Raw genomic sequence first — 14,224 nt, 5'->3', positions numbered from 1 at the left:
TAGAATAGATCGGAATCTTAAGATTCTTGTCTTTCATTGTGCCTCTTCTCTGGAATCAAATCTAGTCCCAAGAGTAGTGTATCTGCATTGGAGAGGTCTCCAATAATCCTCTGAATGGGTTGAGGGAGTTGCTTAATTAGGGTAGGAGTGACTAAAATTCGTTCCGTTTCCGCTAATTCAGGTTCTTCTAAAACGTCAATTATTTTGAGTTCATATTGATCTTCAAGTTGAGTATTACAAATCTCTATAAGATTGGCGATCGCTCGCTGGGATTTAGGCGTATTCCCAGTAATATAGAGCTTGAGTAAATAGTAATGCATTACGGTTTCAGATTTTGGTAGTTTTTGGTGACGTTTAATTTACTTAAACCAATAAAATATTTACGGTAGTAAGAGGCTAAATAGCCCATTAACTCTAAAACCATTAATCGTCCTTCGGAAACATAAGCTTGGGCTTTTACGGGATTACTTTTCTGGGTTTTTTGTTTCAACACTTCAGTATGAATATCAACTATATCTCTAGGAGATGCTTTTAGGAAACCGAGTTGTTCTCCCATGTTTCTGAGCTGTTCAGAAATATTATGTTCAACTTTATATGCTCTTTGTTCCATAGACAAGTCCATCAAGTCTCCATATTGTTGCACGATTTCCTGAAAAATTTCGGGGGAAGATTCTCGTAATAGGGATAATCCGAAAAGCTTGGCCGTAATCTGGGTTTTGGCAGTGTCGGCAATTTGCCTTAGTCCGAGAATTTCTTGTTCTTGTAGTCGTTTTAATTGATTTTGTTGTAGGATCTCTAGTTCGCGTTTTTGCTCGATCGCCAATCTGAGGGAGTAGACTAACAGCTTACTATCGATTTGATCTTTGACCAGATAGCCCTGGGCCCCCAGTTGCAGGCATTGAACCCGCAGGGTTTCATCCTTACTATCGGTCAATACGACAATGGGAAGGTAGGGAAACTGCTGTTGGAAGCTCTGTAAGGTGTCCATTGCTTGACTATCTGCGGCATTGAGAGAGAGCAGCAAGACATCAAAGTGTTTGGCACGCAGTTGGGCGATCGCTTCTTCTAAGTTATGACAGCAGTCCACTTGAAACTCTAGATCGGCTGTGGCTGAACTGGGAACATCATTTAAAAATCGATTAATTTGAGTGTAATCATTAGTATTTTTGGTAATTAATAGTACATAATAAACGATCATGGCTTAACCTTCCATACCCAAAACGGTGGGTTGGGTAATATGAAGCGGATGAATTAAAGTATAATTTAGTTGTGCCAAAATGCCCTCTCTAAATAGGGTTTACTCCTGTTAATGTAAACATTTTTTTCAAATCAATGAACTTAGCTTATACTAGGATGAAGCTTTTATACAATAGAATTGCTATTCTTAATTCAATGAATGTGGGAGAGGGCCTGAAGAGAGGGGGCGGCGATCGCTCTCCAACCTACCCAACTCTGCCACTTTGCGGTACAACTAGAAGTATGAGAAATTGATAAATAACTTTACTGAATCTGGAGGATAGATCATGGATTGGCGCGTAGTGGTCGTTTTATTACCCTTAGCTGTAGCTGGAGGATGGGCTTTGTTCAATATTGGTGCAGCCGCTTTAAATCAGATTCAGACCTTCTTAAACAATAGAGAAGCTTAGACTTCCACACCAGGTCACTCCTTTATGGGTTAAGGGGCTAGAAAACTCTAGCCCCTTAATTTTGGCGATCGCCTTTTCCTCCCTCTGATATCAAGTCCGATTGTTCATGTCCGCGAAGCGGAAATACCATGATTAAAATCCAGGGAGCGAGACGCTCCCACTCCAGTCATATCAAGGGATTTGAGGAGTGCGGGCATCTTGCCCGCTTCTTCACAAATTTTCATGTCCGCTTGCGGAAACCGGACTTGATATCATATCAAGTCCGATTGTTCATGTCCGCGAAGCGGAAATACCCTGATTAAAAATTTAGGGAGCAAGATGCTCCCACTCCAGTCATATCAAGGGATTTGAGGAGTGCGGGCATCTTGCCCGCTTCTTCAAGGGATTTGAGGAGTGCGGGCATCTTGCCCGCTTCTTCACCCTTTATCCGGACTTGATACAGCAGTTTTCGCGCTTTATGTGGGACATCTTGATCCCCCTTTCATGTCCGCTTGCGGAAAATCCTGCTTAAAAAGCAGGGGGCAAGGGGGGATCTTTTCCTACTGTCCACCGATACAGCGCGAAGCGCTGTATGACTTGACTCTCCACCCAACTGGAGATTTTAAACTCTAGGGAATGGATTGGAGGGTAAAGGTAATGCAAAAACAAACGCTACAGTTAGAAGGGATGGGATGTGCAGCTTGTGCCCAACGGATTGAAAGTGCCATTGAAGGAGTATCAGGGGTTACAGACTGTACCGTTAATTTTGCGCTGCGAGAGGCGACGGTTAAGTATAATCCTCGTGCGGTTAGTCTAGAGATTATTCAGCAAGCCGTGGCGGATGCAGGATATCAAGCCAATCTTCCCTTAGAGGAAGAGGGGGAAGCAGAGGCTGATCCAGAACTCCAGAAATTACAGCATAAACTCTGGTTTGGGGGAGCCGCTTCGCTGCTGTTGGTGGTGGGGTCTTTGCCGATGATGACGGGACTTTCGATACCGGGTTGGCCCATGTGGCTCCATAACCCTTGGTTGCAGTGGGTGGTGTCCACTCCGGTACTGTTTTGGTGTGGTCGCTCGTTTTTTGTGGGTGCTTGGAAAGCCTTGAAACACAAGAGCGCGGACATGAATAGCTTGGTGGCTTTGGGGACGGGTTCAGCCTATCTCTATTCTTTGTTTCCGACTCTGTTTCCTGGTTTTTTTGTGGGCGCAGGCTTGAGCGCGGATGTGTATTATGAGGCAGCAGTGGTGATTATTACCCTGATTTTGTGGGGCAGAATGCTGGAACATCAAGCAAGATCTAAAACTTCATCGGCTATTCGCGCTCTGATTGGCTTGCAGCCGAAAACAGCACGGGTAATTCGGGATGGGGAAGAGCAGGATATTCCCTTAACTGAGGTGCAGGTGGGCGATCGCCTCTTGGTGCGTCCCGGCGAAAAAATTCCCGTTGATGGTAAAGTCGTTAAGGGTTCCTCAACGGTGGATGAATCCATGGTTACCGGGGAAAGTGTGGCGGTGGATAAGCAACCCGGTGATGAAGTGATTGGTGCAACCATCAATCAAACCGGTAGTTTTCAGCTCGAAGCCCTGCGCGTCGGCAAAGATACGGTTTTAGCCCAGATTATCCAGTTAGTGAAAGAGGCTCAAAGTTCTAAAGCTCCGATTCAGAAACTAGCCGATCGCGTGACATCCTGGTTTGTGCCTGCGGTTTTAGTCATTGCCATCCTCACGTTTCTCACCTGGATACTGCTCACCGGCAACCTTACCCTAGCCATGGTAACCACTGTCAGCGTATTAGTCATTGCTTGTCCCTGCGCTCTGGGGTTAGCCACCCCTACCTCGGTGATGGTGGGAACGGGAAAAGGGGCACAACAGGGGATTTTAATCAAAGGGGCAGATAGTTTGCAATTGGCTCATCAGGTGCAAACCATTGTCTTAGATAAGACTGGAACCCTGACGCAAGGCAAACCCACGGTTACGGACTATATCACCACGTTGGGAACTGCCCACGGCAATGAATTGAAACTGTTAGAGATGGCAGCCAGCCTAGAAAAATCCTCAGAGCATCCCCTAGGAAAGGCGGTAGTGGACTATAGCGAGCGTCAGGGGGTGAAAAAACCTTTGAGCGAGCCGGAGCAGTTTAAGGCTATTCCTGGCTGTGGGGTGCAGGGGTATATTTCTGACCACCTGATCCAACTGGGAACTCGGCGATGGATGGAAGAATTGGGGGTGAATCTGGGGGTGAAAACTTCTCAGGATGCGCCCTTGAGCGAGTATCAAGATCGATGGGAGAGTGCCGGAAAAACGGTGATTTGGATGGCGGTAGATGGAGAAGTGGAGGCGATTTTGGCGATCGCCGATGCCCTGAAACCTTCCTCGGAAGCTGTCGTTAAGCGACTCCAGCGCATGGGGTTAGAGGTGGTGATGCTCACGGGAGATAATCAGCATACCGCAGAGGCGATCGCCGCTCAAGTGGGAATTACCCAGATTTTCGCCCAAGTCCGTCCCGAAAACAAAGCCGATATCATTCGTAAGCTCCAGCAAAACCGTAGGGGCGAGGGGCCCCACGCCCCTACCCATCCACATATCGTCGCCATGGTGGGTGATGGTATTAATGATGCCCCAGCTTTAGCCCAGGCAGATGTCGGAATAGCGATCGGTACAGGAACCGATGTGGCGATCGCTGCCAGTGACATCACCTTAATTTCTGGCGACTTACAAGGCATTATCACCGCCATTCAACTCAGTCATGCCACCTTAAAGAACATCCGCCAAAACCTCTTTTTCGCCTTTGTTTATAACACCGCATCGATTCCCATTGCTGCCGGTATTTTATATCCGATTTTCGGTTGGTTACTCAACCCCATGATTGCCGGAGCAGCCATGGCATTAAGTTCCGTTTCCGTCGTCACCAACGCCTTAAGATTACAAAACTTTCAACCCCATTAATTCCCCGTAGGGGCGGGTTCTACCCAAATCTACAATACCAACCCATCAATTTTATAAACCCGCCCTCACCACGAGCGAGTGCTTAATATTGCTTCAATCCTGATATACTCATGGGTGGGGTTGATCGCGGTTATCACGGTAACATCCGGTCATCCCCCACTCAATCTTACATCCCCTTGGAGAACACTATGGAAGAGGTAGAGACTCGGTTTGAGGTGCGTTTGATCCAGCTCGCGGAACAGGTGGATCGGTTAACTCAAGAACAGGAAGCGCTTAAAGTGCAGCTTGCAGAGATGAAAGGTTCTGGTTTATCCGCTACGATACAAGCACGACCGGTTCCTCCTGCTGACGCTCAACCCTTACAGTCAGAAAGTGAACTCGATGTACCTTCAGATGACATCCCCTTACAATCTTCTTCTGGACAAGATTATCTACGGTTAGATTTTCTGTTCAGGAGTGGACGCTGGGAAGAAGCGCACGAAGAAACATGCTTACATTTTCTTAAGTTGACGAGAAATAGGTCGTTTCAGGGTTTGCGCCAAAGTGAATGGCAAATGGTTACTTCTGAGGATTTACAGATTATTGAGCGTCTTTGGCTCAAATATAGTCATGGAAAATTTGGCTTTAGTCTTCAAAGTCAATTTTATAAACAAGTGGGAGGTAACTTAGAATCTAGGGATACAGTATTTACAGATCTAGTTGATATTCTCTGTTGGTATAAAGATGGTGATTGGATTGAGTATGAAGACTTGATTTTTGATCCTGAAAAAGCTGTAAGAGGACATTTACCTTGTCTAAGAGGAGTAACGCCATCTGTTTATAAAGTTCTTCTGTGTCGTGAAGAATGGTCTCAATTTCCACCTATTCCAGAAATGGAAGCCCAGATACAACTCATTACAGAACGAGAAAAGGTAAGATCCTCTAACTTCTACCAAGAAGAACTCACCAGGGAACGGGAAGAAGAGCGAGCCACTCTCATCGATGCCTTCTTCAAGGACAAATTTACCGAAATAGATGAAGAACTCTTAGCCGTCAAGGAGAAAATGCTCGCCCTTCCCAAAGACAAGTTTGCCGACGCACTGCTCAAACTCGGACAATGGTCTCGCGAACAACTGCTAGAACACTTGCAAACCTGATAAGAAACCGGGTTTGTGGCTAACTTTATCACTCCTATCCCAGGTTCTGGTACAAACCCGGTTTTTTCCCCTCGGTGATAAAGCTCTATCCAACTTACTCCGCTCCTATGAAGAAACCCATGCACCTTATCGCAATCCCCATTTAGCCGAAGCAATGAAAAATTTAGGCTATGTGCAACGGTTTGGGATTGGTATTCCCATCGCTCAGAAAGAGTTACAAAAAAATGGCAACCCACCAGCAGAATTTATCTTGGAAGATTCTTACATCTCGGTGATTATCAGGAGAAAACCATGAACGCGCCGATTATTACCTTTTTCAATAATAAAGGTGGAGTAGGGAAAACTTCTCTGGTCTATCATTTAGCTTGGATGTATTTTGATTTAGGACTCAAAGTTATCGCGGCCGATTTAGATCCACAAGCCAATTTAACCGCAGCCTTTTTAGACGAAGATCGACTAGAAGAGATTTTAGAAAGTAGTTCCCTCAATCGCTACGACACCATTTTTCGATGTGTAAAGCCATTATTGAGCGGAATTGGCGATATTGCGTCTCCCAGTCTAGAACGAATAGAAGATGAATTGCACCTGTTAATTGGAGATTTGCAACTATCTGGATTTGAAGATGAATTATCTTCTCAGTGGCCAGATTGTTTAGATCGCAAAGAACGAGCCTTCAGGGTGATCTCTGCGTTTTGGAGAATCTTAACTGAAGCGGGTAAAATTCACAATGCTGATGTGGTTTTGGTTGATTTAGGGCCGAATTTGGGTGCAATTAATCGAGCGGCTCTAATTGCTTCAGATTATGTGGTTGTACCGCTCTCACCCGATCTGTTTTCCTTACAAGGACTGAAAAACCTTGGCCCAACGCTAAGACGATGGCGAGAAGAATGGCAAGAGAGGATTCCGAAAAATCCAGCCTCCGATCTAGATTTGCCTACCGGGAAAATGCAACCGATGGGTTATGTGATTCTCCAGCATGGTGTCCGCTACGACCGTCCAGTGAAAGCGTTTCAAAAATGGATCGCCCGAATTCCAGAAATCTATAATGTTGAAGTCCTGGCAGAACGGAGTGATACCATCTTAACTCCACCGAACGATCCCAATTGTTTGGCACTCCTGAGACATTATCAGAGCCTAATGCCCATGGCGCAAGAGTCCCACAAACCCATCTTTCATCTTAAACCGGCTGATGGGGCGATCGGCGCTCATGTGTACGCTGTAAAAAATGTGTACAAAGACTTCCAGGCATTAGCACGAAACATTGTGGATCAAACCGATGGGTTAGCTTTAAATCCTGTCGGTCTCCAAAATTAATCCTCACTTCATCCGGAGTTGACCCTGACAACGATGAGGTTACTCTGGGCCAGCTCTAGCAGTCTTTCTCTACAACCTGCCAGAACTACAGGGGATTTGCGTAAATTGTTATATTCTTTCGTCAGAGATATAAAGCTTGGCTTTAAAAATACGGGTTTCTAGGGGCATTCCTTTCCTCGGCTCCGTATCCCTTACCCATCCTTCATTTTAGGTGCAATCTAAATTCAGCAACTCTCCTGATGGCACAGTTGAAGAACTGGCATATGCTGAATATAGGGTAAAAACAAAGCCTACTGAACGTCGTTAGTGTTCCGTGCATCTGTTAAAGCAAAGATGACGACTCATCTTGATTAACCTTGAGGACGGCGGTTTAGTACACAACACAGAACAGAAGGAGCAAACCTCATGAAACTTAATTCTATTCAAACTCTTATCGGTACTGCTGCAACCACCGCTTGTTTACTCAGTATGACTGGAGTTGCCCAAGCCGGAACCTTCGTCAACGGTTGGAACTATGCTCGTGACTACTTCAACGACGGTACAGGTGGCGAAGTCAACGGTGTATCTGTCTACGAAATCTATGGTATGGCAGTTCACCAAGATGGAGACACCATCACAGTTGGGATCAACACTAACCTAGGCTTACAGGGAGCATCTTATAACGGTGCCAACGACAAAAATATCGGTTGGAGTGACTTCCTCTTCAGTGTCGGTGGAGAGCAATACGGTATTCATTTCGCCGAAACCAACGACTCTTTCGGACGTGGACTCAATGACGCTACCCTTGATGCGGCCCAAGGAACCAACCCTGTAGGTTTGTACAAAGATATCACCACCAAAAACGTCACTGCTGTTAACTCTGGTTGGTCTACAATTGAAAAACATTACGACCACACCAAAGGCCGCGCCCAGAATGTTGCAGACCGCAATGCTGGTGTTAAATCCTTGGGTGATTTAGAAGCCTCTGAAACCTCTTTCTATACTGCTAACCGTGGCGCTCCTACTTCCATCGCGTCTGGAACTAAAGTAGAAAACGACAATTTCCAATTGCTCAATTCAACTCAACTGAGCAACTTAGGTTTAAACTTTTCCAACGCTTTTGGAGTAGAAAACAATAAACTGGGAACTCAAACCTTTGGTTTTAGCTTCACCAAAACCCCAGAAATGCTGGGTGAGTTCGTCTCTTATCTGTTCGCTGAATGCACCAACGATGGTATCGCTCTGAAAGGAACGTTTGAAGAAGTAGAAGTACCTAGCATTCCCGTTCCCGAACCCACCGCAGTTGCTGGTTTAGCCCTGGTTGGCTTAATGTTCGCGGGTAGCAAACTGCGTAAACAGAGTTAAATCATATCAAATCCGGTGAATGGAAAAAGAGAAGCGGGCAAGATGCCCGCACTCCTCTAATCCTCTGATATTACTGGAGTGGGAGCGTCTCGCTCCCTAAATTTTTTTAAATTATGGTGTTTCACCGAATTTATAGCCAATTCAAATAACAGTGAGACATTTTTGTAGGGGCGAACGGCCGTTCGCCCCTACAGATTTTGTTAGGTGCTGACCAAACCTACTGGGAATCTACTAATCTACGGCTTGATCCAGATTACCGAGATTGAATAAAAAGGGTACACCGGAATTGGATTGACCGCCAGTGACTAAAACTTTGGGCATTTGTGCCCCCCCTTCTTTCCAGGCTTCGATCGCCTCTTTTTGCAGCACCAATGTCCCCCCTTGGGCCCTCAATGTCTCTGCTAATAACCGTTGAGCTTCGGCTTTCCCTTTAGCGCGGTTAATATCGGCTTGGGCTTGTTGTTCGGCTTCTTGAGCAATATAAATCGCCCGTTGCGCCCGTTGTTCGGCAATTTGTTTGTCTTCTACCGCACGGGCAAATTCAGCCGAGAAGGTGAGGTCAATGACGCTGGTATCGAGGACAATAATGCCATATTTTTGCAGTCTTTGATCTAAGGCGATATCAAAATCTTGCTTCAATTCTGCCCGTTTGGTAATCGATTCCTCTACCGTTCGCACTGCTGCCGCAATTTTAAAAGATTCTTGGGTTTGGGGAGCAATTACTTTAGAAACTAAATTTTCTAGAGTTCCTTGGGTACGGCGAATTTCCACAACTTTAAGCGGATCGAGGCGAAAGTTAATCGCAAAACGAGCGGTTAATTCTTGTAAGTCGCGGGTGGAACTTTGGGCAGGAACTTCAAATTTTTGTACAGTGACATCATAAACATCAACGGCTGAAATGAGGGGGGGTTTGAAGTGAATGCCTTCTAGGAGTGCCCCATCTCTGGCTTTCCCTAAAATGCTGAGAACCCCTGCCTGACCGGGATTGATAATCACAAAGCTGTTTGCGCCAATTAAGATAATTAAGGCAGCAATAATGCCAAATAGGATTCCGGATACGCCAAGGTCTGATTGATTTCTGGACATGATAACCTCCTTACGATCGAGTGTCTTGCCTCGATCATCTTACAGTGCTTTGGGGAGATGGGGAGGATGGGGTGATAGGGGGATGGGGGGATGGGGTGATGGGGGGATGGGGGGATGGGGTGATGGGGTGATGGGGGGATGGGGAGTGCGAGCATCTTGCTCGCTTGTTTACTCATTGTTCATTGTTCATTGTTCATTGTTCATTGTTCATGACTCATGACTCATGACTCATTGTTATGCTGTAAGAAGTTCTCTTGTGGATGTCCGAGTCTTCTGTTATGTCACAACGATCTACGCGCATTTGTATCCTTGGTGGTGGTTTTGGGGGGTTGTATACTGCCCTGCGTTTGAGTGAGTTTTCTTGGGAGGGACGGGAAAAGCCAGAGATTGTTTTGATCGATCGCCAAGACCGATTTTTGTTTATGCCCCTATTATATGAGCTGATTACTGGGGAAATGCAGACTTGGGAAATAGCGCCGCCTTATGCAGAGCTGTTGGCAGATACTGGGGTGCGGTTTATGCAAGCAGAAGTGAGCCAAATTAATTTGGAGACTCAAGAGGTTACTCTGGACTCAGGACAGGTTTTGCATGGCGATCGCATCGTGTTAGCTTTGGGAGGAGAAACCCCGTTAACTTGGGTTCCCGGATGCCAAGAATATGGGATTCCCTTTCGGACTCTGGAAGATGTCTATCGCTTAGAAGAAAGTTTACGCCCCTTAATCGCATCGGAGCAAGAAGTAATTCGGGTGGCGATCGCCGGGGCAGGCTATAGTGGGGTAGAATTAGCCTGTAAATTAGCCGATCGCCTGGGCGATCGCGGACGCATTCGCCTGGTAGAAAAAGGCGATTGTATTTTAGCCAATTCCCCAGAGTTTAACCGCAAAGCAGCCGAAGCCGCCTTAAAACAAAAAGGAGTATGGATCGATTTAGAAACCACCATTGAGGCGATCGCCCCAGACTCTATTTCCCTATTGTATAAAGGCCAAGAAGATACTCTTCCCGTAGATGTAGTGTTATGGACAGTGGGAACCCAAATTCCGCCCAGTGTCCAAGGTTTAGATCTCAAAAAGAATGCTCGCGGTCAAATTACTACTACTACCACTCTACAGGCGATCGATCGTCCCCATTATTTCATTCTAGGCGACCTTTCTGACTGCTGTGATGCCACCGGTCAAATGCTCCCCAAAACTGCCCAAGCCGCCATTCAACAGGCAGACTATTGTGCCTGGAATATCTGGGCCTCTTTATGCGATCGCCCCCTGCTCCCCGTTCGCTACTCTCATCTTGGTGAAATGATGGCTTTGGGTATCGATAATGCTACCTTAACCGGTTTAGGACTGCAACTCGATGGCCCCCTAGCCCACATTGCCCGTCGTCTCATTTATCTCTATCGTTTACCCACCCTCAACCACCAATTAAAAGTCGCTTTTAACTGGATGACACAACCCTTACAAGAGATAATGTTAAATTAGATCATCAAAGGCATCACCATGTCAAAACCAAAGGTTATTTTTTTAGATGCCGTGGGCACGCTCTTTGGAGTACGCGGCAGTGTCGGCGAAATTTATAGCCAATTTGCCCAAGGATTTGGGGTTGAAGTTTCTGCCGATCTGATTGACCAAACCTTTAGCGAGAGCTTCAAAAAGGCCCCACCAGCCGCTTTTCCAGGAATTGACTCTCAAGAGCGACAGTCCCATGAGTTCGAGTGGTGGAAAGCGATCGCGTTTGAAACCTTTAAACAAGCGGAGGTGATAGATCAGTTTACTGACTTTGACCGCTTTTTCAATGAACTCTATCATTATTTCTCAACGTTTTACCCTTGGTTTGTTTATCCCGATGTCAAATCCTCTCTCTTAAGTTGGAAAAATCAAGGGATTGAACTGGGGGTTATTTCTAACTTTGACTCCCGCTTACATAAGGTTCTCAACGCCTTAGGCCTAAAACCTTTTTTCAAGTCGATTACCATTTCCACCGAAGTGGGTACGGCTAAACCCGATCCAAAAATTTTCCATACAGCTCTAGCCAAACATGGCTACAAACCCCATGAAGCCTTACATATTGGCGATAGTTATGAAGATGATTATTTAGGTGCAATAGAAGCTGGACTTTCTCCCATTTGGCTACAACGTCAATCTCAACACCCGGAGTTATTTAAGGTAGCTAAAGGTAAAGTCTGGTCTTGTTTTCAAGCCTTTGTATGAGCAATGGATCGACTGACAAGGCAATAGGCAATAGCAATACAGTGATGACTAATCAAACCCAGGAAAATGGACTCACGGCCGAGACTGTTCTGCAAATTCTACGAGAACAACCCAATTTATTCCAAGAATACCAAATCAAAACGATGGCTCTATTTGGTTCCACAGCCCGCAATCAAGCAACATCCACCAGCGATCTAGATTTCTTAGTAGAGTTTCAAGTTGATCCTACCCTGGGACTATATATGGGTCTCAAATTGTTTCTTGAACAACTTTTTCAAAGAAATGTTGATTTAGTGATTCAAAGTGATATCAAACCCCAAATCCGAACAAACATTATCCAGGAAGCTATTGATGTCGCGTAAACTTAGCCTTTATCTGATGGATATCCTCAAGAGTATCCAACTGATTCAAGCTAATGAAAATTTTGAGTAGGTTAGAGAGCTGCAACCCAACTTTAATTAAGGCATCAGTGGGAAGAAATGACCCACTGGGCCAGTTCCCTGACCAATATCTAAACTCCATTTCAGGGCTTGGGTGACATAGTTTTTCGCTTTCTGTACTGAGTCTCGAATTGAATGACCCATAGCCAGATTAGCAGCGATCGCTGCTGATAAGGTACATCCGGTTCCATGGGTATTTGATGTATCAATACGTTCTGTTTCTAATACCGTAATATCCCGATCGTCAATAAAAATATCAACAGCCCGTAATTTTCCGGTCATTCCCCCACCCTTAATCAAAACTGCCTGGACTCCAGATTGCCATTTCAAGGTTTCTGCGGCTTCCTTCATTTTGTCCAAAGAGTTAATTTCTACACCCGTCAGCAACTGTGCTTCATAGCGATTTGGGGTCACCAAAGTGGCTTGGGGAATCAGCTCCTGTTGCAGAACTCTAACCGCTTCCTGGTCGATCAGTGGGGCCCCACTACGGGAGACCATCACCGGATCGACGACCAGGGGACGCAGTTGCAAGGCTTGCAGGCGATCGCTCACGGCCTTGATAATCCCTGCATTCAGTAACATTCCCGTCTTCACGGCCTGAACCCCCATATCCTCAACCACCGCTTCAAGTTGAGCCACCACTGCTTTTGGAGGCAAGGCATCCACCCGGTTCACGGCTACCGTATTTTGGGCCGTCACGCAAGTCAAAGCTGACGTACCATGAACACAGTGAAAGGCGAAGGTACGCAGATCGGCCTGAATACCCGCACCTCCCCCACTATCCGAGCCGGCGATCGTCAGTACAACCGGAATTTTAGACTTCATCTGCTCTTCCTTCTAGGTTCTCGGTGGACGACGACGTTGGAGGAAATCGGGAATATCCAGCCCTTTCGGTTGAGGATTCAGGGGAGAAGGACTCGGAGAAGGAGCCGGTGCAGGAGAAGGAGTTAAGGGCGCTTGATAGATATTAGGATGCGATCGCTGCTGCTGTACCGTATTAGAAGAAGGGAGTTCTCCCGTAAAACCAGTTGCAATCACCGTAATCCGGATTTCCCCTTGCAGTTTCTCATCTATTACCGCCCCAAAAATAATATTGGCATTGGGATCGACCGCCTCATAAATGACCTGAGCTGCCGCATTCACCTCAACCAAAGTCAGATCGCTACCGCCCGTAATATTCAGCACCACACCTTTAGCCCCATCAATGGAAGACTCCAGTAAGGGGGAAGAAATGGCAGCGATCGCCGCCTCCCTCGCTCTCGACTTCCCAGAACCGCCCCCAATACCCATCAGAGCCGATCCCGCATCCGCCATCACCGCCCGCACATCAGCAAAATCCACATTCACCAAGCCCGAAACCGTAATAATATCCGCAATTCCCTGTACCCCTTGACGCAGAATATCATCGGCAACCGTAAAGGCTTCCTGTACTGGTGTTTGCTCAGAAACCACCGACAACAACTTATCATTAGGAATCACGATCAAGGTATCCACCCGACTTTTAAGCGCTTCAATCCCCTGTTCTGCCTGATTCATGCGCCGCCGGCCTTCAAACAAAAACGGGCGAGTCACGACCCCTACCGTTAGGGCCCCCACCTCTTTAGCCACTTCAGCCACCACAGCCGAAGCCCCTGTACCCGTACCGCCTCCCATACCAGAGGTAATAAAGACCAAATCCGAACCTTCCAGAGCCTGACTAATTTCGTCACGGGACTCTTCTGCGGCCTTTTGTCCGATCGCCGGATTCCCCCCAGCCCCCAAGCCACGGGTCAGCTTTTGCCCAATTTGCAATCGATTCAGGGCCGCCGAATTGACCAAAGCTTGGGCATCCGTATTAATTGACCAAAACTCCACCCCTGAGACTTCATTGATCACCATACGGTTGACCGCATTACCGCCACCGCCTCCGACACCAATCACTTTAATTTTGGCTACACTACTGGGTGTAATGTTTTGTAGTTGATCCTCATCGCTTACCATTTGTTGATGCCCTTTGAAATTAGAAGAAGAAACTCCAGCATTTTTAAACGGATTACCTGAATCCACTCCCATTGAAGGATTGGATTGACTATCACGATTAGAGTTGAGGGGGACATGCCCCAGCTTCTGATTGGGAGGTGTCATGGGCCGTT

General features: G+C 46.5%; 14 protein-coding genes. 9 read left to right on the top strand and 5 right to left on the bottom strand.

Annotation, left to right across the window (positions count from 1 at the left end; genetic code table 11):
* Positions 1-17: 17 nt before the first annotated feature.
* Both PMG71_RS18330 and PMG71_RS18325 read right to left on the bottom strand, forming a co-directional pair.
* Positions 18-320: a circadian clock KaiB family protein gene (locus PMG71_RS18330; protein ID WP_283755163.1), complete on the bottom strand. Its 303-nt coding sequence runs from the start codon at positions 318-320 to the stop codon at positions 18-20.
* On the bottom strand, positions 320-1,198 hold the full coding sequence (locus PMG71_RS18325) for a response regulator (RefSeq protein ID WP_283755162.1): 879 nt from the start codon (positions 1,196-1,198) through the stop codon (positions 320-322). The genes PMG71_RS18330 and PMG71_RS18325 overlap by 1 nt, the downstream gene beginning before the upstream one ends.
* 325 nt (positions 1,199-1,523) lie before the next feature.
* On the opposite strand from PMG71_RS18325, the gene PMG71_RS18320 reads away from it, so the two are divergent.
* The 6 genes from PMG71_RS18320 to PMG71_RS18295 all read left to right on the top strand — a co-directional run bounded on the left by PMG71_RS18320 (position 1,524) and on the right by PMG71_RS18295 (position 8,365).
* The gene (locus PMG71_RS18320; protein WP_283755161.1) at positions 1,524-1,646 is read left to right on the top strand and encodes a photosystem II protein Y; all 123 of its coding nucleotides are present in this window, start codon (positions 1,524-1,526) and stop codon (positions 1,644-1,646) included.
* A gap of 636 nt (positions 1,647-2,282) precedes the next feature.
* Positions 2,283-4,571: a heavy metal translocating P-type ATPase gene (locus PMG71_RS18315; protein ID WP_283755160.1), complete on the top strand. Its 2,289-nt coding sequence runs from the start codon at positions 2,283-2,285 to the stop codon at positions 4,569-4,571.
* Positions 4,572-4,759: 188 nt separating this feature from the next.
* The gene (locus tag PMG71_RS18310; RefSeq protein WP_283755159.1) at positions 4,760-5,707 is read left to right on the top strand and encodes a GUN4 domain-containing protein; all 948 of its coding nucleotides are present in this window, start codon (positions 4,760-4,762) and stop codon (positions 5,705-5,707) included.
* Positions 5,708-5,720: 13 nt separating this feature from the next.
* Positions 5,721-6,002 (top strand): ATP-binding protein, encoded by a 282-nt coding sequence (locus PMG71_RS18305; RefSeq protein ID WP_283755158.1) that lies wholly within the window; start codon positions 5,721-5,723, stop codon positions 6,000-6,002.
* Positions 5,999-7,021, top strand: a complete 1,023-nt coding sequence (locus tag PMG71_RS18300) for a ParA family protein (RefSeq protein ID WP_283755157.1) — start codon at positions 5,999-6,001, stop codon at positions 7,019-7,021. Before PMG71_RS18305 ends, PMG71_RS18300 begins: the two co-directional genes overlap by 4 nt.
* Positions 7,022-7,426: 405 nt before the next feature.
* Positions 7,427-8,365: an XDD3 family exosortase-dependent surface protein gene (locus PMG71_RS18295; protein WP_283755156.1), complete on the top strand. Its 939-nt coding sequence runs from the start codon at positions 7,427-7,429 to the stop codon at positions 8,363-8,365.
* A 231-nt stretch (positions 8,366-8,596) separates the two neighbouring features.
* On the opposite strand, the gene PMG71_RS18290 is transcribed toward PMG71_RS18295, so the two are convergent.
* Positions 8,597-9,451 carry a prohibitin family protein gene (locus PMG71_RS18290; RefSeq protein ID WP_283755155.1) on the bottom strand — a complete coding sequence of 285 codons (855 nt, stop codon included), beginning with the start codon at positions 9,449-9,451 and terminating at the stop codon, positions 8,597-8,599.
* Between the two features lie 278 nt (positions 9,452-9,729).
* Between PMG71_RS18290 and PMG71_RS18285 the strand changes: the two genes are divergently transcribed.
* From PMG71_RS18285 to PMG71_RS18275, 3 genes are read left to right on the top strand one after another with little or no spacing between them, the layout of a single operon-like run.
* Positions 9,730-10,923: an NAD(P)/FAD-dependent oxidoreductase gene (locus PMG71_RS18285; protein WP_283755154.1), complete on the top strand. Its 1,194-nt coding sequence runs from the start codon at positions 9,730-9,732 to the stop codon at positions 10,921-10,923.
* 18 nt (positions 10,924-10,941) lie between these two features.
* Positions 10,942-11,652, top strand: coding sequence for an HAD-IA family hydrolase (locus PMG71_RS18280; protein ID WP_283755153.1), 711 nt, complete (start codon positions 10,942-10,944; stop codon positions 11,650-11,652).
* Between the two features lie 44 nt (positions 11,653-11,696).
* Positions 11,697-12,014, top strand: coding sequence for a nucleotidyltransferase family protein (locus PMG71_RS18275; protein WP_283755152.1), 318 nt, complete (start codon positions 11,697-11,699; stop codon positions 12,012-12,014).
* A gap of 96 nt (positions 12,015-12,110) precedes the next feature.
* Here the strand turns inward: PMG71_RS18275 and thiD are convergent, their stop codons facing one another.
* Entirely contained in the window at positions 12,111-12,917 is an 807-nt protein-coding gene (gene thiD, locus PMG71_RS18270; RefSeq protein ID WP_283755151.1) for a bifunctional hydroxymethylpyrimidine kinase/phosphomethylpyrimidine kinase, read from the bottom strand.
* A gap of 12 nt (positions 12,918-12,929) precedes the next feature.
* A complete protein-coding gene (ftsZ, locus tag PMG71_RS18265) occupies positions 12,930-14,216 on the bottom strand; it encodes a cell division protein FtsZ (RefSeq protein WP_283755150.1) in 1,287 nt (428 codons plus the stop codon).
* Positions 14,217-14,224: the final 8 nt, after the last annotated feature.

It is taken from the genome of Roseofilum acuticapitatum BLCC-M154 (genome assembly GCF_030068475.1).
GTDB classification, from domain to species: Bacteria; Cyanobacteriota; Cyanobacteriia; order Cyanobacteriales; family Desertifilaceae; genus Roseofilum; species Roseofilum acuticapitatum.
Note: the sequence above shows the minus strand (reverse complement) of the source record. Positions and strands in the feature narration are given on the sequence as shown.